Source organism: Streptomyces sp. NPDC002324 (assembly GCF_053593335.1).
This window is the reverse complement of the sequence record NZ_JBSFCF010000003.1, coordinates 182374-202449: the sequence shown is the minus strand read 5'-3', so window position 1 is coordinate 202449 and position 20076 is coordinate 182374. Positions and strand designations below refer to the sequence as shown.

Annotated in this window: 17 protein-coding genes; 12 read left to right on the top strand and 5 right to left on the bottom strand. The window is 73.8% G+C overall.

The window, feature by feature from the left end; genetic code table 11:
- Nucleotides 1-35: 35 nt before the first annotated feature.
- On the bottom strand, nucleotides 36-653 hold the full coding sequence (locus ACWCRJ_RS06965) for a nucleotidyltransferase family protein (RefSeq protein WP_450938311.1): 618 nt from the start codon (nucleotides 651-653) through the stop codon (nucleotides 36-38).
- Between the two features lie 259 nt (nucleotides 654-912).
- Here ACWCRJ_RS06965 and ACWCRJ_RS06960 point away from each other — a divergent pair, with 259 nt between their 5' ends.
- The gene (locus ACWCRJ_RS06960) at nucleotides 913-1200 is read left to right on the top strand and encodes a DUF5955 family protein (protein ID WP_005482211.1); all 288 of its coding nucleotides are present in this window, start codon (nucleotides 913-915) and stop codon (nucleotides 1198-1200) included.
- A gap of 68 nt (nucleotides 1201-1268) precedes the next feature.
- On the opposite strand, the gene ACWCRJ_RS06955 is transcribed toward ACWCRJ_RS06960, so the two are convergent.
- A complete protein-coding gene (locus ACWCRJ_RS06955) occupies nucleotides 1269-2066 on the bottom strand; it encodes an IclR family transcriptional regulator (protein WP_450938310.1) in 798 nt (265 codons plus the stop codon).
- A 272-nt stretch (nucleotides 2067-2338) separates the two neighbouring features.
- Between ACWCRJ_RS06955 and allB the strand changes: the two genes are divergently transcribed.
- A complete protein-coding gene (allB, locus tag ACWCRJ_RS06950) occupies nucleotides 2339-3679 on the top strand; it encodes an allantoinase AllB (protein WP_450938309.1) in 1341 nt (446 codons plus the stop codon).
- Between the two features lie 52 nt (nucleotides 3680-3731).
- Nucleotides 3732-4871 (top strand): allantoicase, encoded by a 1140-nt coding sequence (alc, locus tag ACWCRJ_RS06945; RefSeq protein WP_450938308.1) that lies wholly within the window; start codon nucleotides 3732-3734, stop codon nucleotides 4869-4871.
- 100 nt (nucleotides 4872-4971) lie between these two features.
- Here alc and ACWCRJ_RS06940 read toward each other — a convergent pair whose 3' ends face one another.
- Nucleotides 4972-5175, bottom strand: coding sequence for a hypothetical protein (locus tag ACWCRJ_RS06940; RefSeq protein ID WP_450938307.1), 204 nt, complete (start codon nucleotides 5173-5175; stop codon nucleotides 4972-4974).
- 179 nt (nucleotides 5176-5354) lie between these two features.
- Here ACWCRJ_RS06940 and ACWCRJ_RS06935 point away from each other — a divergent pair, with 179 nt between their 5' ends.
- Nucleotides 5355-6656: a sensor histidine kinase gene (locus ACWCRJ_RS06935; protein ID WP_450938306.1), complete on the top strand. Its 1302-nt coding sequence runs from the start codon at nucleotides 5355-5357 to the stop codon at nucleotides 6654-6656.
- Nucleotides 6657-6927: 271 nt separating this feature from the next.
- Complete coding sequence (locus ACWCRJ_RS06930; RefSeq protein WP_450938421.1) at nucleotides 6928-7773, top strand: hypothetical protein; 846 nt, start codon at nucleotides 6928-6930, stop codon at nucleotides 7771-7773.
- A 16-nt stretch (nucleotides 7774-7789) separates the two neighbouring features.
- On the opposite strand, the gene ACWCRJ_RS06925 is transcribed toward ACWCRJ_RS06930, so the two are convergent.
- On the bottom strand, nucleotides 7790-8818 hold the full coding sequence (locus tag ACWCRJ_RS06925; protein ID WP_450938305.1) for an aldo/keto reductase: 1029 nt from the start codon (nucleotides 8816-8818) through the stop codon (nucleotides 7790-7792).
- Between the two features lie 171 nt (nucleotides 8819-8989).
- Here ACWCRJ_RS06925 and ACWCRJ_RS06920 point away from each other — a divergent pair, with 171 nt between their 5' ends.
- On the top strand, nucleotides 8990-9664 hold the full coding sequence (locus tag ACWCRJ_RS06920) for a response regulator (RefSeq protein ID WP_450938304.1): 675 nt from the start codon (nucleotides 8990-8992) through the stop codon (nucleotides 9662-9664).
- Between the two features lie 36 nt (nucleotides 9665-9700).
- A complete protein-coding gene (locus tag ACWCRJ_RS06915) occupies nucleotides 9701-10891 on the top strand; it encodes a cytochrome P450 family protein (protein WP_450938303.1) in 1191 nt (396 codons plus the stop codon).
- A gap of 175 nt (nucleotides 10892-11066) precedes the next feature.
- On the opposite strand, the gene ACWCRJ_RS06910 is transcribed toward ACWCRJ_RS06915, so the two are convergent.
- Nucleotides 11067-12077 carry a Gfo/Idh/MocA family oxidoreductase gene (locus ACWCRJ_RS06910; RefSeq protein WP_450938302.1) on the bottom strand — a complete coding sequence of 337 codons (1011 nt, stop codon included), beginning with the start codon at nucleotides 12075-12077 and terminating at the stop codon, nucleotides 11067-11069.
- Nucleotides 12078-12206: 129 nt separating this feature from the next.
- Here ACWCRJ_RS06910 and ACWCRJ_RS06905 point away from each other — a divergent pair, with 129 nt between their 5' ends.
- The 5 genes from ACWCRJ_RS06905 (at nucleotide 12207) to ACWCRJ_RS06885 (ending at nucleotide 20042) form a co-directional block, all read left to right on the top strand.
- The gene (locus ACWCRJ_RS06905) at nucleotides 12207-12944 is read left to right on the top strand and encodes a GntR family transcriptional regulator (protein ID WP_450938420.1); all 738 of its coding nucleotides are present in this window, start codon (nucleotides 12207-12209) and stop codon (nucleotides 12942-12944) included.
- 167 nt (nucleotides 12945-13111) lie between these two features.
- Nucleotides 13112-14260, top strand: coding sequence for an ROK family glucokinase (locus ACWCRJ_RS06900; RefSeq protein WP_450938301.1), 1149 nt, complete (start codon nucleotides 13112-13114; stop codon nucleotides 14258-14260).
- On the top strand, nucleotides 14257-14838 hold the full coding sequence (locus ACWCRJ_RS06895) for a sugar kinase (protein WP_450938300.1): 582 nt from the start codon (nucleotides 14257-14259) through the stop codon (nucleotides 14836-14838). The genes ACWCRJ_RS06900 and ACWCRJ_RS06895 overlap by 4 nt, the downstream gene beginning before the upstream one ends.
- Before the next feature lie 138 nt (nucleotides 14839-14976).
- On the top strand, nucleotides 14977-17823 hold the full coding sequence (locus ACWCRJ_RS06890) for an SNF2-related protein (protein WP_450938299.1): 2847 nt from the start codon (nucleotides 14977-14979) through the stop codon (nucleotides 17821-17823).
- On the top strand, nucleotides 17820-20042 hold the full coding sequence (locus ACWCRJ_RS06885) for an SWIM zinc finger family protein (RefSeq protein WP_450938298.1): 2223 nt from the start codon (nucleotides 17820-17822) through the stop codon (nucleotides 20040-20042). The genes ACWCRJ_RS06890 and ACWCRJ_RS06885 overlap by 4 nt, the downstream gene beginning before the upstream one ends.
- The last annotated feature ends 34 nt before the right edge of the window (nucleotides 20043-20076 follow it).

The following is a 20076-nucleotide window of genomic DNA, read 5'->3' as shown; positions in this document are numbered from 1 at the left end:
CGGGTCGAGGCAGGCGGCGCCGGGTGCCACGCCCCTCACTCCAGGTGGCCGAGGTCGGCCTCGGTGTCGATGTCGTACGGCCGCGCCACGTCCCCGCACTCGACGAGCGCGAGCGCGTCGCCGTGGGCCCGGAGATAGGCGCGCGCCCCGCGGTCGCCGGTGGCCGTCGCGGCGATCCCCGCCCAGTGGCCGGCGCCGAAGAGGACCGGGTGACCCCGCTCGCCCTCGTACGCGGCCGCCGCGAGCGACTCTCGCGACCCGTACGCGGCGAGGACGCGGGCCACCGCCTCCGGGCCGATGCCCGGCTGGTCGACGAGCGAGACCAGGACGGCGTCGGCGCCCGTCCCGGTCAGGGACTCCAGTCCGGCCCGCAGCGACGAGCCCATGCCCTCGGCCCACTCCGGGTTGTCGACCAGGACGCAGCCGGGCAGTTCGGCACGGGCGCGTACGGTCGCCGCGTCGGCGCCCAGGACCACGTGGATCCGGGTGCAGCCGCCCGCCCTCAGTACCCCGACCGCGTGTTCGACCAGGGGGCGGCCCCGATGGGTCAGCAGGGCCTTGGGGCGGCCGCCGAGGCGCCGCCCGCCGCCGGCGGCCAGCAGCAGTCCGGCGACCGGGCTCCCGGGGTGTCTCCGGGCCTCGTGGTGCGTCATGTCTCCTGCATACCCGACCGGACGCAGCTGTCCCGCGCGGCCGGACGGAGTGGGGAGGGGCTTTGCGATGCCCCGGGACTGAATTTCGGTCCCCGTGGTGGCGTTCGCCACACCGTTGGCGTTAACTGTCCCGCGCCACCCCCGGCGCCCGACCGACGCCACGGGTGGCCGGCCGTGCTCCGGCGCGCGGCCAGGCTCGCGCACGAGGGAGTGGGCGAGAGGGGGGAGAGCTGTGTTGCGGAGCTTGGGGCAGAGGCCAGTGACCGGCAGTGACGAGGATCCGAAGGTGGCGGGGCTGCGGTCGGCCGTGTCCCGGCTGCGTCGTGAACTGGCCGCGCATCCGGCCGAGTTCCCCGACCGGGGCATCGCGGAGGACGAGCTGGCGGCGCTCGCGGCGATGGCGGTCACCGGGATGCCCGAGGTGCCGCGACTGCGTCGGTCCCTGCTGCTGATCGCGGGGTCGATCGGGTCGGTGAGCGCGTTGTCGCGGGGGCTGGCCGATGTGCGTACGGCGGTGGAACTGTTCGGGGAGCCGCCTCGGCGCTGACCGGGCCGGGCCGGGCCTACGTCGCCCGGCCCCGCTGAACTCTCAGCCGAACACCCGCCCCTACTGCCTCAGTTGCCCGTCCCCGAACTCGCCAGCGCCTCCGACAGCTCCACGGCCACCTGGCGCAGCACCGGCACGATGCGTTCCGTCGCCGCCTCGGTGACGCGGCCCGCCGGGCCGGAGATGGAAATGGCGGCGGCGGTGGGGGAGTCGGGGACGGAGACGGCCAGGCAGCGGACGCCGATCTCCTGTTCGTTGTCGTCGACCGCGTAGCCGAGGGCGCGGACGTCCTCCAGGGCGGCGAGGAAGCCGTCGGGGGTGGTGATCGTCTTGTCCGTGGCGGCCGGCATGCCCGTACGGGCCAGCAGGGCGCGGACCTCGTCGGCCGGGACGTCGGCGAGGAGGGCCTTGCCGACGCCGGTGGAGTGGGGCAGCACCCGCCGGCCCACCTCGGTGAACATCCGCATGGAGTGCTTGGACGGCACCTGGGCGACATACACGATCTCGTCGCCGTCCAGGAGTGCCATGTTCGCCGTCTCGCCGGTCTCCTCCACCAGGCGCGCGAGGTAGGGGCGCGCCCAGGTGCCGAGCAGCCGGGACGCGGACTCGCCGAGACGGATCAGACGCGGGCCGAGGGCGTACCGCCGGTTGGACTGCTGGCGCACGTAGCCGCAGACGACCAGCGTCCGCATCAGCCGGTGGATGGTCGGCAGCGGCAGCCCGCTGCTCGCGGACAGCTCGCTGAGGCCCACCTCGCCGCCGGCGTCCGCCATCCGCTCCAGCAGATCGAAGGCGCGCTCCAGGGACTGGACGCCACCGGAGGACGACTTGGTGGACTCGGTGGCGCTGGCGCTGGAGGTCGGCACGGGCACGGTCCTTTCGGATGGCAGGGAGGTCGCAGCCTACCGGGCAGTTCGTTGACTGCTCGCTTGTGCGTCACTACGTTCTGCTCAGTGGAATTCTAATTCCGTCTTGTGAAAACATCCAGAGTGGATGCGGTCGAGGCAGAGTGGAGGGGTGCGCCCTTGACGGGGCGGAGGCGGGGGTGAAAACTCCTTCAACAGAACGTTGAATTCCGTTACGCGGAAGTAAATACCGTGACGCGGAAGTGAACAGCGGTACGGCGAGAGGGGTCCCGGTGTCCGAGGCTGAACTGGTGGTGCGCTCGACGCGTGTCCTGACCCCCGACGGATCGCGCCCCGCCGCGGTCGCCGTCGCGGACGGCAGGATCACGGCCGTACTCCCGTACGACGCCGAGGTACCGTCCGGTGCCCGCCTGGAGGATCTCGGCGACCACGTCCTGCTGCCCGGCCTCGTCGACACCCACGTCCATGTCAACGACCCCGGCCGCACCCACTGGGAGGGCTTCTGGACCGCCACGCGCGCCGCGGCGGCCGGTGGCATCACCACCCTCGTCGACATGCCGCTCAACTCCCTCCCGCCGACCACGACACCCGACCACCTCCGCACCAAGCGCGAGGTGGCCGCCGACAAGGCGCACATCGACGTCGGCTTCTGGGGCGGCGCCCTGCCCGACAACGTCAAGGACCTGCGGCCGCTGCACGACGCCGGGGTCTTCGGCTTCAAGGCGTTCCTCTCCCCCTCGGGCGTGGACGAGTTCCCGCACCTCGACAGGGGCGGACTCGCCCGCTCCCTGGCCGAGATCGCCGGCTTCGGGGGCCTGCTCATCGTCCACGCCGAGGACCCCCACCACCTCGACGCAGCACCCCAGCGGGGCGGCCCGCGCTACGCCGACTTCCTCGCCTCCCGCCCCCGTGACGCCGAGGACACCGCCATCGCGACCCTCATCGCCGAAGCCCGCCGCCTCGACGCGCGCGTCCACGTCCTGCACCTCTCCTCCGGCGACGCGCTCCCGCTGATCGCCGAGGCCAAGCGCGACGGCGTACGCATCACCGTCGAGACCTGCCCCCACTACCTCACCCTCACCGCTGAGGAAGTCCCGGACGGGGCCAGCGAGTTCAAGTGCTGCCCGCCCATCCGGGAATCGGCCAACCAGGACCTCCTCTGGCAGGCCCTCGCGGACGGCACGATCGACTGCGTGGTCACCGACCACTCCCCGTCGACGGCCGACCTGAAGACCGACGACTTCGCCACCGCCTGGGGCGGCATCTCCGGCCTGCAACTGAGCTTCGCGGCGGTCTGGACGGCGGCCCGGGGGCGCGGCCACGGCCTGGAGGACGTGGTCCGCTGGATGTCGTCGCGCACGGCCGAACTGGTGGGCCTCGACGACCGCAAGGGCGCCATCGAGGCGGGTCGCGACGCCGACTTCGCCGTCTTCGCCCCCGACGAGACCTTCACCGTCGACCCGGCCGCGCTCCACCACCGCAACCGCGTCACCGCGTACGCCGGCAAGACCCTGTACGGCGTCGTCAAGTCCACCTGGCTGCGCGGCGAACGCATCGTCGCGGACGGCCGGTTCACCGCCCCGAAGGGACGACTCCTCACCCGCACCCCCTGATCCACCCACCGCACCCGCGGCGGACGACCACCGAAAGGCAGACCTGATCATCGTGACGGCGCAGCAGCACTCCCCGTCGGCGAGCTTCACCGGCGACGCGAACCCGTACGGCGGCGGCGACCCGTACGCGGACTACCGCACCGCCGACTTCCCCTTCACCCGGTACGCCGACCTCGCCGACCGCAGGCTCGGCGCCGGTGTGATCGCCGCCAACGACGAGTTCTTCGCCCACCGCGAGAACCTGCTGGTGCCCGAGCGCGCCGAGTTCGACCCCGAGCACTTCGGGCACAAGGGCAAGATCATGGACGGCTGGGAGACCCGCCGCCGCCGGGGCGCCTCGGCCGACCACCCCTGGCCGACCGCCGAGGACCACGACTGGGCCCTGATCCGCCTGGGCGCGCCCGGCGTGATCCGCGGGATCGTCGTCGACACGGCCCACTTCCGCGGCAACTACCCGCAGGCCGTCTCCGTCGAGGCCGCGTGCGTGGCCGGAGCCCCCTCCCCGGAGGACCTGCTCGCCGACGACGTGAAGTGGACGACCCTCGTCCCGCGCACCCCGGTCGGCGGCCACGCGGCCAACGGATTCCAGGTCTCCGTCGAGCAGCGCTTCACCCACCTCCGCCTGAACCAGCACCCCGACGGCGGCATCGCCCGCCTGCGGGTGTACGGCGAGGTCGTGCCGGACCCCGCCTGGCTGGCCGCGCTCGGCACCTTCGACGTGGTCGCCCTGGAGAACGGCGGCCTGGCCGAGGACGCCTCCAACCTCTTCTACTCACCCGCCACCAACACCATCCAGCCCGGCCGCGCCCGGGTGATGCACGAGTGCTGGGAGACCCGCCGCCGCCGCGACCGGGGCAACGACTGGATCCGCTACCGCCTCGCCGCCCAGTCCGAGATCCGCGCCCTGGAGATCGACACGGCCTACCTCAAGGGCAACGCGGCGGGCTGGGCCACGGTCTCGGTGCGCGACGGCGAGGACGGCGACGACGGCGACTGGACCGAGATCCTCCCCCGCACCCGCCTCCAGCCCGACACCCCGCACCGCTTCGTCCTCGACACCCCGGTCGTGGCCACCCACGCCCGCGTCGACATCTACCCCGACGGCGGCATCTCCCGCCTGCGCCTCTTCGGCTCCCTGACGCAGAAGGGCAGCACCCACCTGTCGACCCGCCACCAGGAACTGGGCGGCTGAGCAGCGCCCCCGCCACCCCGGAGCCCCTCGGCGGGGGCCTGGGGCGGCTGCGCCTCACAGAACGCCCGCCCCGCGGCACGGCCCGTCACGGCAGGCGGGGTCACCCGGACTTCCGGCTCTCCGCCGCCGCGAACAGGGCGAGGGCCAGGACGATCAGCGCGATGCTCACGTACAGCTCGTAGCCGTCCAGGGCGCTCCACCGCTGCGTCACCCCCCACCCCAGCCTGCCGGTGAGTTCGTACACGAGACCGCCCGTGCCCTGCAGCAGGGCGAGGAATCCGAAAAGCTCCAACAACTGCTTCATGTCCAGGATCCTCGTCCCGCCGCCTCCCCACCCGCATCGGCCGCGGGGCGAGGCCTGTCCGACCTCAGTACCGATCCACCGGGCCGGGCACCGACCGAAGTAGCCCGGACCGCGACTTTCGTCGCGACCACCGGCGTGAGGGAGGTGGCAGCCTCCGGTCCTGCGTAGATTTGTCGACCGTGAATGGTGACAAGCCGGTGCCGGAGCCCCCGGCCTTCCCCGGGCGGAGCTGGCTGTTGCCGTCGGCCCTGCTCGACGACGACCACGACCCCGGGCTCGACCAAAGCCCCGGCCTTGGCCCCAGCCCCGGACCCGCGCGGGAGTCCGGCCGCCCCGGACGCCGGCCCGGGCGGACCGCGCGTGACTGGGTCGTCGACTTCACCTGCTTCCTGCTGGCCGTGTTCATCGGTCTGCTGGGCGTGGAGGCGGTCAGGAACGAGCACGACCTGCCGCAGGCCTTCGCCGTCCTCGACCAGGTCATGGGCGCCCTCGCCTGCGCCGCCGTATGGCTGCGCCGCCGCTGGCCCGTCGGCCTCGCCGTGGCGATGGTCCCCGTCTGCTTCGTGTCCAACACCGCGGGCGGGGCCGGCCTCGTCGCCCTCTTCACGCTCACCGTGCACCGGCCCTTCCGCTACGTGGCCTGGATCGGCGGCGCGAGCCTCGTCCTGAACCCGCTGTTCTTCTGGCTGCGCCCCGACCCGGACGTCGCCTACCCCTGGGCGGTCCTCCTCACCGTGCTCCTCACCGCCGCCACCGTCGGCTGGGGCATGTTCGTACGCTCCAAGCGGCAGCTCATGCTCAGCTTCCGGGACCGCGCCCGGCGCGCCGAGCGGGAGGCGGCGCTGCGGGCCGAGCAGGCGCAACGGCTCGCCCGTGAGGCCATCGCCCGCGAGATGCACGACGTCCTGGCGCACCGTCTGACCCTGCTGAGCGTGCACGCGGGCGCAATGGAGTTCCGGCCCGACGCGCCCCGCGCCGAGATCGTCCGCGCGGCGGGCGTCATCCGGGAGAGCGCCCACGAGGCCCTCCAGGACCTGCGGGAGATCATCGGCGTACTGCGCGCCGGCGAACCGGACGACGCGGGCCGCCCCCAGCCCACCCTCGCCGCGCTCGACACGCTCGTCTCCGAGTGCCGGGAGGCCGGTATGAAGGTCGCCCTCGACCAGCACGTCACCGACCGCGCCGCCGTCCCCGCCTCGATCGGCCGCACCGCCTACCGCGTCGCCCAGGAGTGCCTGACCAACGCCCGCAAGCACGCCCCCGGCGCCGAGGTCACCGTCACCGTCACGGGCGCCCCGGGAGACGGACTCACCGTCGTCGTACGCAACCCGGCGCCCCCGGGGGAGGTCCCGCACGTCCCCGGCTCCGGCCAGGGCCTCATCGGCCTCACCGAACGCGCCACACTGGCCGGCGGCAGCCTGGACCACGGCCCCGAGCCGGACGGCGGGTACCACGTGCGGGCCCGGCTGCCCTGGGACTGACGACGGATTACGGCGTGCGCGACGTCATCTCGTCCACCATCATGGCCAGTTGACGCGTACCGACGCGTGCGTGCCGTGCGGCACAGCACACCTGGTGTCTCGGGAGGAAAGCGCAGTGAGTTTCGGGGGACACAACCCGTATCAGCCGCCCTGGCAGCCGAACGGAGGACCCCACCCCCCGCCCCCGGGACCGTACGTACCACCCCAGCCGGGCCCGCCGCCGTACCCCCACCCCCCTCACCCGTACGGTCCGCAGGTGCCGCCCACCCTGGTGCGGCGGCTGCGGGAGGACGAATGGCCGCCGCTGCGGGAGTTCCTGAGCGGGCTGCGGTTGCACGGCTGTCTGTGGGCGATGGCCGTGATGTGCGCCTGGCCGATGGTGGTCGGCCTGCTGGTCGGCTATCCGCTGGCCCGTTCCGCCCGCCGCCCGGCCCGGCGGATCTTTCCCTCCCGCGCCCGCCACCGCCTCGTGGACGACGACGTGGCGCGGATGCAGAAGCGGCGGGCCTGGACGGCCACCCTCATGTCCCTGCTGATCCTGGCGGTGTACGGCAAGCCCGAGGACGTGGACCAGGCGCAGCAGCAGTTCACGATGCGGCTGTTCGTCACCCCGTGGCTGCTGCTGCTCAGCGCGCCCGTGGTCGTCGCCGCCCTCTTCCACTGGTCGTCGCCGGCCACCCGCCGGGCCATGCGCGCCCCGCTGCGCACCGCCGGGAAATCGGCCCTGTGGTACGTCGGCGCCTTCACGGCGGTGCCGCTCCTCGCGGGCGCGATCTATTACGCACGCACCCACTTGGCGCCGGACATGAACGTCTGGGCGCCGTTCGCCCTCCTCGTGCCCCTGCTCTGGGTACTGCTCTTCATCGCCTTCGCCTCCGGCCCCGCCGTGCGCAGCGCCTTCAACACCGCCGATGTGCATCCGGCGCTCCCGGCGCTGCTCACCGGCGCCCTGGTGTGGGAGTTCGCCGCCCTCAGCCTGGCCGTCGGCGGGCCGCCGCCGGGCCCGCCCCTGGTGCAGCTCGCCGCCCTAATCGGCGGCCCGGCCTCGGTGACCGCCGTGGCGTGGTGGGAGGTACGCCGCCTGCGCACCCGGTACGGGGTACGCCTGCGTGCCTGAGGAGCGCCCGGCGACGTCACACCGAGCGCGGCACCACCCGTTGCCCCGCCGAGCCGTACACCCACGCCGACGCCTCGTCGATGAAGTCGCCCGGGAAGCCGAGGCGGAAGGCGGTGGTCTCCTCCAGCCGGGCCAGCACCTCCTCGGGCAGGACGAGCCGGGCCGCGCCCAGGTTGTCCATGAGCTGCTCGACACGGCGAGCGCCGAGGATGGGGTGCACGGCGGGGGAGTGGGCCATGGTCCAGGCGATGGCGATCTGCGCCGGGGTGGCCCCGAGTTCGTCCGCGGCGCTCTGCACGGCCTCCGCGACCGCGCGCTCACGCTCCCCGACCGCCTCGGCGGACAGCCGCGTCGCGGTGCCCGGCGCCACCCCGCCCGGGCGGGTGTACTTGCCGGACAGGAGGCCGTTCTGCAGCGGGCTCCAGGCCGCCACCGACATGCCGAACGCCTCCGCCATCGGCAGCAGCTCGCGCTCGATGTCCCGGTTGAGCAGGCTGTACGGCACCTGGAGCGCCGACAGTGCCGACCAACCCCGCCACTCCGCGAGGGTGTTGGCGCGTGCGACCACCCAGGCCGGGGCGTCCGAGATGCCGGTGTAGAGCACCTTCCCGGACCGTACGGCGTCGTCGAGGGCGCGCATCGTCTCCTCGACCGGCGTGTTCCGGTCCCAGATGTGCACCCAGTAGATGTCGACGTAGTCGGTGTTCAGGCGCCGCAGGCTCGTCTCCAGGGACAGCGCGAGATTCTTGCGGTGGTTGCCGGCGGCGTTGGGGTCGCTGCCGTCGCGGGAGACGGTGTACTTGGTGGAGAGCACGAACCGGTCGCGCCGCCCCTTGAGCAGTTCGCCGACGATCCGCTCGCTCTCCCCGCCCCGGTAGTTGACGGCCGTGTCGATCACATTGCCGCCGGCCTCCGCGTACACGTCGAGGATCCGCGCGCACTCCTCCCGGGGCGCCCCCACCCCACCCTGCTCCCCGAACGTCATGGCGCCCAGGAACAGCTCGGAGACGCGCAGCCCGGTCCGGCCCAGGAGTCGGTAACGCACCCAAAACCTCCGTCAGTTGAATGCCGTACCGGCCGACACTAACGGGTCGGCCGTGGCGACGCGGCGGTCCGGGCCGGGCGTCATTACGGTAGGACCCCATGACCGACACCGGGCATGCCCCGTGACCGACTCCCGTACGTGCTTCACGACCGACTCCCGAACGGTGGGCCGATGACCGCGATCCGACTGCTCCTCGTCGACGACGACCCCCTCGTGCGCGCCGGGCTCTCCTTCATGCTGGGCGGCGCCGACGACATCGAGATCGTCGGTGAGGGCGCCGACGGCGACGAGGTGGACGCCCTGGTCGACCGCACCCGCCCCGACGTCGTCCTCATGGACATCCGGATGCCGACCGTGGACGGCCTCACGGCCACCGAGCGGCTGCGCGCCCGCGCGGAGGCGCCGCAGGTCGTCGTCCTCACCACCTTCCACGCCGACGACCAGGTCCTGCGCGCCCTGCGCGCGGGCGCCGCCGGCTTCGTCCTCAAGGACACTCCGCCCGCCGACATCGTCGAGGCGGTACGACGGGTCGCGGCCGGCGACCCCGTCCTCTCGCCCGCCGTCACCCGCCGGCTCATGGCCCACGCCGCCGGCGGCGCCCCCGACACCCGCCGCGGCGCCGCCCGTTCCCGGGTCGCCGTCCTCAACGACCGCGAACGCGCGGTCGCCGTCGCCGTCGGCCGGGGTGCCTCCAACGCCGAGATCGCCGGTGAACTCTTCCTGAGCGTCGCCACCGTCAAGACCCACGTCTCCCGCATCCTCGCCAAGCTCGGCCTCAACAACCGGGTGCAGATCGCCCTGTTGACGTACGACGCGGGGCTCTTGGACGACGACGGGCACTCCTGAGCCGGGCGGGGAGTTGAAGGGGCGAGGGGGAAAGTCATGGGGCATGAGCATGTGATCGATCTGGGTGAGTACGGGCCGGGGTTCACCGAGAACCCGCACCCCGTCTACGCCGAACTGCGCGAGCGCGGCCCGGTGCACCGGGTCCGGCTGCCGAAGCACGACGCGCACCACGAGGTCTGGCTCGTCGTGGGGTACGAGGAGGCGCGGGCGGCGCTCGCCGACCCCCGGCTGTCCAAGGACGGCTCGAAGATCGGGACGACATTCCTCGACGAGGAGCTGATCGGCCCGTACCTGCTGGTCGCCGACCCGCCCCGGCACACCCGGCTGCGGGGGCTGATCACCCGCGAGTTCACCGGCCGCCGGGTCGAGCGGCTGCGGCCCAGAATCCAGGAGATCACCGACTCGCTGCTGGACGCGATGGTGCCGCGGGGCCGCGCCGATCTCGTGGAGTCGTTCGCGTACCCGCTGCCGCTCACCGTCATCTGCGAGCTGCTCGGTGTGCCCGAGATCGACCGGGCGGCCTTCCGCAAGCTGTCCACGGAGGCGGTGGCGCCGACCAGCGGTGAGAGCGAGTACGAGGCCATCCTGCAACTCGGCGTCTATCTGGGCGAGTTGATCGAGGACAAACGCTGCGCGCCGCCCGCCGACGATCTGCTGAGCGCCCTGATCCGGACGACCGACGAGGACGGCGACCGGCTGTCCCCCGCCGAACTGCGCGGCATGGCCTTCATCCTCCTCGTCGCCGGCCACGAGACCACGGTCAACCTCATCACCGGCGCCGTCCACGCCCTGCTCACCCACCCCGGGCAACTCGCCGAGGTGCGGGCCGACATGGACCTGGTCGACGCGGTCGTGGAGGAGACCCTGCGGCACGAGGGCCCAGTGGAGAACGCGACGTTCCGCTTCGCCGCCGAGCCGCTGGAGATAGGGGGCACGGCCATTCCGGCGGGCGACTCGGTGCTGATCGGCCTGGCCGCCGCCGACCGCGACGACACCCGGTATCCCGCCCCCGACCGCTTCGACCTCCACCGCGACACGCGTGGCCACCTCGCCTTCGGCCACGGCATCCACTTCTGCCTCGGCGCCCCGCTGGCCCGGCTGGAGGCGGGCGTCGCCCTCCGGACCCTCCTGCGGCGCTGCCCCGACCTGGCCCCGGACGGCCCGCCGGGCGAGTGGCTGCCGGGCATGCTGATACGGGGGGTACGGAGCCTGCCGCTGCGCTGGTGAGGGCGGGTTTGCGCCGAGCCGGGACAGCCCGGCCGGGGCGCTGAGACGGCAGGGGCGCAGCCCCACCTTCTCAAGGGCGCGGGGAACCTCGCGACAAGCCCCCACCGGACCCGCGGCCGCGAAACCCACCCAGGCCCCCCGGACGAAGCGGACCCCGCACGCCGCAGGCCAACCCCTACTCCCGACCCCCCGCGATCTCTCCGAGGTTCACGGGCCGGTGCTCCAGCCGGGACAGCTCGCACGCCTCGGCGACCCGCAGCGCCTGGAGCGCCTCACGCCCGTCGCACGGATTGGCCCGCTCCCCGCGCACCACCTCCACGAAAGCGGCGATCTCGGCCTCGTAGGCGGCGGCGAAGCGCTCCAGGAAGCCGGTCCACGGCTTGTCCGCCGGCGGTGGCCCCTTCGGCTCCGTGGACGCGACCGGCGTACGGTCGTCCAGCCCGACCACCACGGTGTCCAGCTCCCCGGCCAGCTCCAGCCGCACGTCGTACCCGGCACCGTTCACCCGTGCCGCCGTCGCCGTCACGAGCGTGCCGTCCTCCAGCGTGAGCACGGCGGCGGCGGTGTCCAGGTCGTGCGCCTCCCGGAACATCGGGTGCCCCGCGTCCGACCCGGTGGCGTACACCGTGGCGACCTCGCGCCCCGTCACCCACCGCACGATGTCGAAGTCGTGGATCAGGGTGTCCCGGTAGATCCCGCCGGACACCGACAGGTAGTGCACGGGCGGCGGCGTCCGGTCGGCCGTGAGCGCGCGTACGGTGTGCAACCGCCCGAGCCGGCCCGCGCGTACCGCCTCCCGCGCGGTGACATAGCCGGAGTCGAAGCGCCGCTGGAAGCCCATCTGCAGCACCGTCCCGGCCGCGTCGACCTCGGTCAGCGCGCTTAACGTGCTCGGCAGGTCCACGGCGACGGGTTTCTCGCAGAACACCGGGAGACCCGAGCGTGCTGCCCGACCGATCAGTTCGCCGTGGGCCGAGGTCGCGGCCGTTATGACCACGGCGTCCACACCCCAGGTGAAGATCTCGTCCACTCCCGGCGCCACCGTCTCGCCGAGGCGATCCGCGAGGTCGTGGGCCCGAGCCGGATCGACGTCCGTGATGATCAGAGAGCCGACATCACGGTGGCGGCTGAGCGTGGTCGCGTGAAACGTCCCGATGCGACCCGCGCCGATGAGTCCGATGCGCATGGGAAACAAAGTGGGGTCGTACCCGCCGCTGTGTCAATGCTTTGTCCGGACAACCGAACCACGCAACTTCCCGTCACCAGGCACCGGGGCTACGCTCGGCCCGTGCCGAAACCAGAAGAGGCTCCGACCGTGTCGCTCCAGCTCAGCGTCGACCGCAGCAGTCCGGTCCCGCTCTACTTCCAGCTGTCCCAGCAGCTGGAGGCGGCGATCGAGCACGGCGAGCTGACTCCGGGCAGTCTGCTGGGCAACGAGATCGAGCTGGCCGCCCGCCTCGGCCTCTCCCGCCCGACCGTCCGCCAGGCCATCCAGTCCCTGGTCGACAAGGGACTGCTCGTACGCCGCCGCGGCGTGGGCACCCAGGTCGTCCACAGCCAGGTCAAACGCCCCCTGGAACTGAGCAGCCTCTTCGACGACCTGGAGGCCGCCGGCCAGCGCCCGGCCACCCGCGTCCTCCTCAACACCACCGTCGCCGCCTCCGCCGAGGTCGCAGCGGCCCTGGCCGTCGCGGAGGGCGGCGAAGTCCACCGTATCGAGCGACTCCGTCTGGCCCACGGCGAACCCATGGCCTACCTCTGCAACTACCTCCCCGCCGACCTCATCGACCTCGACTCCCCCCAGCTCGAAGCCACCGGTCTCTACCGCCTCATGCGCGCCGCGGGCATCACCCTGCACAGCGCCCGCCAGACCATCGGCGCGAAGGCGGCCACCCCGGACGAGGCCGGCCGCCTGACCGAACCCGAGGGCGCCCCCCTCCTCACCATGCAGCGCACCACCTTCGACGACACGGGCCGCGCCGTCGAATACGGCACCCACATCTACCGGGCGTCCCGCTATTCGTTCGACTTCCAATTGCTGGTGAGGGCGTAAGGAATGCCTTTCCGGCCCGCAGCGCCCCTGGGAAGGCGGCGCAGCCGCCGCAAAGGGGCGCGGGGAACTGCGCGACCAGCCCCCACTCACCCGCACCCGAAAAACAACCCACGGCACCCCCCGCCCCCACGCCGCACCAAGCGGAGCGCTAAGGCAGAATCGGCCCGATGAGCACTTACCGCGACTCCACCCACCGCGGCTCCGCGCGGGCCACCGTCCTGCGGACCGTGGGAACGCGCGAGCGCCGCTCCCATCTGACGGCCCCCCGCGTCCCCACCGTCGGCATCGACATCGGCGGCACGAAGGTGATGGCGGGCGTCGTGGACGCCGACGGCAACATCCTGGAGAAGCTCCGCACGGAGACCCCGGACAAGTCCAAGAGCCCCCAGGTCGTCGAGGACACCATCACGGAACTGGTCCTGGACCTCTCCGACCGGCACGACGTGCACGCCGTCGGCATCGGCGCCGCCGGCTGGGTGGACGCGGAGCGCAACCGGGTCCTGTTCGCCCCCCACCTGTCCTGGCGCAACGAGCCGCTGCGCGACCGCCTCGCCGGCCGGCTCGCCGTCCCGGTCCTGGTCGACAACGACGCCAACGCCGCCGCCTGGGCGGAGTGGCGGTTCGGCGCCGGCCGCGACGAGGACCACCTGGTCATGATCACGCTGGGCACCGGCATCGGCGGCGCGATCCTGGAGGACGGTCAGGTCAAGCGCGGCAAGTTCGGCGTCGCGGGCGAGTTCGGCCATATGCAGGTCGTGCCCGGCGGCCACCGTTGCCCCTGCGGCAACCGCGGCTGCTGGGAGCAGTACAGCTCGGGAAACGCCCTGGTCAGAGAGGCGCGGGAACTCGCGGCAGCCGACTCGCCGGTGGCGTACGGGATCATCGAGCACGTCAAGGGGAACATCGGGGACATCACCGGCCCGATGATCACCGAGCTGGCCCGTGAGGGCGACGCGATGTGCATCGAGCTGCTCCAGGACATCGGCCAGTGGCTCGGCGTCGGCATCGCCAACCTCGCCGCCGCCCTCGACCCGTCCTGCTTCGTCATCGGCGGCGGTGTCTCGGCCGCCGACGACCTGCTGATCGGCCCCGCCCGGGACGCCTTCCGCCGCCACCTCACCGGCCGCGGCTACCGCCCCGAGGCCCGCATCGCGCGCGCCCAGCTGGGCCCCGAGGCCGGCATGGTGGGCGCCGCCGACCTCGCCAGACTCGTCGCCCGCCGCTTCCGTCGCGCCAACCGGCGCCGGGTGGAGCGCTACGAGCGTTACGCGCGGTACGTGGAGGCGGCCCGCCGCACCACCCAGGACACGGCGTGACCACCTCGGTGCCGCGCCAGGGCTCCTCCCCGGAGGAGCCGGAGCGGCCCGCGGAGGACCGCGTGCACCGCAACCGCCGCCGGGCGATCACCCTGGCGATCATCGTGCTGCTCATCGGCGTACCCGCCGGCTACCTGGTGATCTCCGCCAACCAGAGCCGCGACAGCGGCAAGGACAAGGAGGAGAAGTACTCAGCGACCGGTCTCACCGCCCACTGGCCCTCCCGGGTCCAGCAGCGCCTCTACCAGGTGCCGATCCCGCCGTACTCCAAGCACGTGGCGTACTACGAGACGAACAACTGGCGGACCAGCCGTCTCTACGTGCAGTTCTATACGAGCAACGAGGGCCTGGAGAGCTTCCTCGGCCAGGTCGGCGTCAGCACCGCCGACCTGAGGAAGGACAAGATCGCCATCAACGCCCGCGACCGGGGGATCGTCGGCTGGGACTTCACCGGCGTCGGCCCCTGGTACGGCCTCGTCAGCGACCGGAAGAACCCCGCCCCCACCCATGACATCGTCGTGAACCGGACCAACCCGGACCATCCGATGGTGTACGTGGTCTCGCGAACCGTGCCCTGACCAGGGCGAATCCCGGTCCGGGCGCGCGCGCCCGCGGTCGCCGGCGTCGATTGTCGTACCCCGCCCGTAGAGTCGGAGGCAGCTGATCGGAGCCGCACCCCAGGCGGCTCCCGCGACCGAAGGCGGGTGACCGGACACATGGGGGACAGGGCTGCTCCCGAGGCCGGCACGGCCGCCCCCGCGCGGCCGGCCGTGCCCGCCCGGCTGGCCGCGGTCTTCCTCCCGGCCCCGCTGCCCCGCCACGGCCGGTTCGCGTTCTGGGACCCGGCGGGCGGCGAGCCGCCACCGGGAGCCACCGAGGACCTCACGGTCGTACGACAGCACGGCTCCGGAGCGCGCAGAGGCACCGTGCCCGCCAGGTACGTGACGGTCGGCGAAGCCCTCCCCCTGCTCACCCGCGCCCGCCGCGACCCCGCCGCCCACCCCGCCACGGCCTGCTGGGGCGCGGCCGCGCTGCACGCGCTGCGCCTGGTCGCCCGGGGGCGGCTGCTGCCGGGACTGACCGCCGACGGGTACGACGCGTGGCGGGCGGGACCGCTAGACCCGGACGACATCGCCCACCTCAGGGCCGTCGCCGCTGCACTGCCGTACGAGGGCCACGCGGTCCCACTGCCGGGCAAGGGGCCGCTGCGGCTCCCCGAACCGGAGCCCCTGGTGCGGTCCTTCCTGGACGCGGTCGCCGACACGCTGCCGCGCGGCCCCGCGGCGCCGTACGTCTCCGGGAAACCGTTCGCCGCGCACGCCGGACAGCGGCTGCCGCAGGCCCGTGACTGGGCGGCCGAGGTCGCCGCCGGCATGGACGCGGGCGTACGCGTCTCCCTCCGGCTGGACCTGGCCGCGCACGACCTCTTCGACGACAGCGAAGGTGCCCTGCGGGCGGGCGCGGCGGTCGTCCAGGTGCACAGCCTCGCCGACCCCACCCTCGTCGTCGACGCCGCCGCGCTGTGGGCCGGGGAGGCGGACGCGGCGTTCGGGCCCCGCGCACGCGTGGACGCCGCCCTCGCCGTCCGCCGCGCCGCGCGCGTCTGGCCGCCCCTGGACCGGCTCTGCGAACAGGACGTGCCCGACGTCCTCGCCCTCTCCGAGGACGAACTGTCCGACCTGCTCGGCGTCGCCGCGACCCGGCTCGGCGCGGCCGGCGTCGCCGTGCACTGGCCCAGGGACCTGGCCCACGACCTGAGCGCCCGCGCCGAGGTCCGCCCCGCGCCCGGCTCCGCCACGGACGGCACCGGTTTCTTCGAGGGCGAGGAACTGCTGCGCTTCCGCTGGCAGTTGGCGCTCGGCGGCGATCCCCTCACCGACGCCGAGATGGACACCCTCGCCGAGGCCCACCGCCCGATCGTGCGCCTGCGCGACCAGTGGGTCCTCGTCGACCCCGCCCTCGTCCGCAAGGCCCGCAAACGCGAACTGGGCCTCCTCGACCCGGTGGACGCCCTGTCCGTGGCCCTCTCCGGCACCGCGGAGGTCGACGGGGAGACGGTGGAGGCCGTGCCGGTGGGCGCGCTGGCGGCCCTCCGCGACCGGCTGACGGCCGGCGTCGGCCCGGTCGACCCGCCCCCGGGCCTGTCCGCCACCCTCCGCGACTACCAGCTCCGGGGCCTCGCCTGGCTGGACCTCATGACCTCCCTCGGCCTCGGCGGCTGCCTCGCCGACGACATGGGCCTCGGCAAGACGATCACGGTCATCGCCCTCCATCTGCGCCGGGCCCGCCCCGAACCCACCCTGGTCATCTGCCCCGCCTCCCTGCTGGGCAACTGGCAGCGCGAGATCGCCCGCTTCGCCCCCGGCGTGCCCGTGCGCCGCTTCCACGGCCCCGACCGCACCCTGGACGACCTCGACGGCGGCTTCGTCCTCACCACCTACGGCACCATGCGCTCGACGGCCCCGCGCCTGGCCCAGCAGGACTGGGGCATGGTCGTCGCCGACGAGGCCCAGCACGTCAAGAACCCCTACTCGGCGACGGCGAAGGCCCTGCGCACGATCCCGACCCCCGCGCGCGTCGCCCTCACCGGAACCCCGGTCGAGAACAACCTCTCCGAGCTGTGGGCCCTCCTCGACTGGACGACACCGGGGCTCCTCGGTCCGCTGAAGTCCTTCCGGGCCCGCCACGCCCGCGCCGTGGAGAACGGCGAGAACCCCGGCCACGACGAGGCCGTGACCCGGCTCGCCCGGCTCGTCCGCCCCTTCCTCCTGCGCCGCAAGAAGTCCGACCCGGGCATCGTCCCCGAACTCCCGCCCAAGACGGAGACCGACCACCCCGTCCCCCTCACCCGCGAACAGGCCGCGCTGTACGAGGCCGTGGTCCGTGAGTCGCTGCTCGCCATCGAGACGGCGCAGGGCATCGCCCGCCGGGGCCTGGTCCTGAAACTGCTCGGAGCCCTCAAACAGATCTGCGACCACCCGGCGCTGTATCTGAAGGAGGAGCCGGGCAGCGCCACCGGAGACCGGTTCGCCGCCCGCTCCGGCAAACTGGCCCTGCTGGACGAGCTGCTGGACACGCTGCTCTCCGAGGACGGCTCCGCGCTGGTCTTCACCCAGTACGTCGGCATGGCCCGTCTGATCACCGCACACCTCGCCGCCCGCGCCGTCCCGGTCGAGCTGCTGCACGGCGGCACACCGGTCAAGGACCGCGAACACATGGTGGACCGCTTCCAGAGCGGGGCGACCCCGGTGCTCGTCCTGTCCCTGAAGGCGGCCGGCACCGGACTGAACCTGACCCGCGCCGGTCATGTCGTCCACTTCGACCGCTGGTGGAACCCTGCCGTGGAGGAACAGGCCACCGACCGCGCCTACCGCATCGGCCAGACCCAGCCCGTCCAGGTGCACCGCCTCATCACCGAGGGCACCGTCGAGGACCGCATCGCCGAGATGCTGGAGTCCAAGCGGGCCCTCTCCGACGCCATCCTCGGCTCGGGCGAGGCGGCCCTCACGGAGCTGACGGACCGGGAGCTGACCGACCTGGTGTCGTTGCGGAGGTCGGCGTGAGCGGGGAGGAGGAGACACCGGCGGGCGAGGAGAGGCCGGATCGTGCGGCCGGGACCCGGCCCGCCGACGCGGCCCGCCGGGCCTTGCGGGCGGCGCGGGAGCGCGACAGGTACGGCGCCGAGGCCGAGGACCCACAGGACTCGGCGGCGGGCGGTGCGCCCGCGGCCCGGACGGCTCGCGAGGCCCCCGGTCGCCCGGGTGACGCGGCACGGGACGCGTTGCGCCGGGCCGTGCGGTCCCGGGCGGCGGGCCTCGACGAGCCGGCGGCGATGCCGGAAGCGGTGAAGCCGGAAGCGGAGGAGCCGACGGAACGGCCGGTCGAGGACGGGTCGTTGACGCCGAGCGCTCCGGGCCGGCGACCGGCGGAGCGTGTTTCCGCCGATCCCGGGGACCCCCCGTTCCCCGGCGGGCCCGGCCCGGGCGCGTCGACAGGGGAGGGAAGCAGGCCCGCCGTTCGCCCCGGCGACATCGCCCGCGAGGCGTTGCGGGCCGCCCGTGAGGCCACCGGCCGGGCCAGGGCCGAGGCCGAGAGCACGCGCGCCGAGGCCACCGCCGGGGAGGACCGGACTCCTCGGCGCGCGGCGACGGGACGCGACCGGGCCTCCGCCGGCCAAGTGCGCGCCGTACGCGAACTGCCGGCCGACGCTTTCGAGTTGCCGTCCGAGGCGGCACACGAACGTGCCGGGACCTCCGAGCCGGGTCCGGACACCATGACCGGAGAGACGGCGGGCCCGGGCCCGGAGACGGGGGACCCGAAGTCGCTGTGGGATGAACCCGGTCGGGCACCTGACGAGTCACCTGAGGCTGTTGGGTCACCGTCACCCCGCCCGTCCCCACCCACAGGCGGCCGTGTCCCCCGCACCATGGCCGCCCCCTCCCGGGACGGTGAACTGAGGCGTACCTTCCGCCCGTTCCCGCCGCGCCCCTCGGCCGGGGAGGCGTTCGCGGAGAGCTGGTGGGGCAACGCGTGGGTGGCGGCGCTGGAGGAGGGCGCGTTGGACCCCGCGCGGTTGGCGCGTGGGCGGGCCTACGCCGACAAGGGGCGGGTGGACGCGGTCACCGTCACACCGGGGCTGGTGCTGGCGTACGTGCACGGTGGCAGGGCTCGGCCCTACCGGGTCCAGCTGCGCCTGCGGACACTGGGCGACGAAGAATGGGACCGCTTCCTGGACGCGGCGGCGGAGCAGCCGGCCCACATCGCCGCGCTGCTGGACAAGGAACTGCCCCAGACGCTCGCCGAACCCGGACCCGCGCCCGGGGCCGAGCCCGAGCCCGCGCCCGGAGCCGTACCCAGGGCCGAGCCCGAGCCCGCACCCGGAGCCGTACCCAGCGCCGGACGCGGCGTGCGCCTGCTGCCCGGCCCAGGTGAGCTGGAACCCCGTTGCAGCTGCCCCGACTTCGGGCACCCCTGCAAGCACGCGGCCGCGCTCTGCTACCAGACGGCGCGGCTGCTGGACGAGGACCCGTTCGTCCTGTTGCTGCTGCGGGGCCGGGGCGAGCGGGAGCTGCTGGACGCCCTGTCGCGGCGGAACGCGGCCCGCGCCGCGCGTGCCGCCCAGGAGCAGGAGCCCATCCCACAGCCGGGGGTCCGGGCCCGCGACGCCCTCGCGCCCCGCACCCTCCCCCCGCTGCCCGCCCCGCTGCCCCCGCCGCCGCACCCGGAACAGCCGCCGGTGTACCCGGCCGCGCCCGGCGGCCCGGACCCCTTCGCACTGGACCAGTTGGCCACCGACGCGGCCGCCCGCGCGCACGCGCTGCTCACCACGGGCCGCGACCCGGTCGCCGAACTGACGCTGTGGCAGGACGCGGTACGACTCGCCGCCGCCCGCCCCGGCTCCGGTCTCACCGCCACGACCCGCGCCCTGTACTCGTCCCTGGCCGCGGCCACCGGGCGCACCCCGGCCGACCTGGCCCGCGCGGTCGCCGCCTGGCGGCAGGGCGGGCTCGAAGCGCTGACCGTCCTGGAGGAACCCTGGGACCCGCCGGCCGGCCGCTTCGACCGCGCCCGCCCGCTGCTCCTCGCCGCCGACCTGCCGGCCTTCCGCCCCTGGCGCAACCACCTCACCCACCCCCGCGGCCACGTGCAACTCCGCCTCGGCCGCGACGGCCTGTGGTACGCGTACGAGTCCGAACCGGGCCACGACGACTGGTGGCCGAGAGGCACCCCGGACCTCGACCCGGTGGGCGCCCTGACCGGCCTGGGAGCGACCGACGGCTGACACGCCCCGGCCCGCACGCGATCCGGCGACCCCG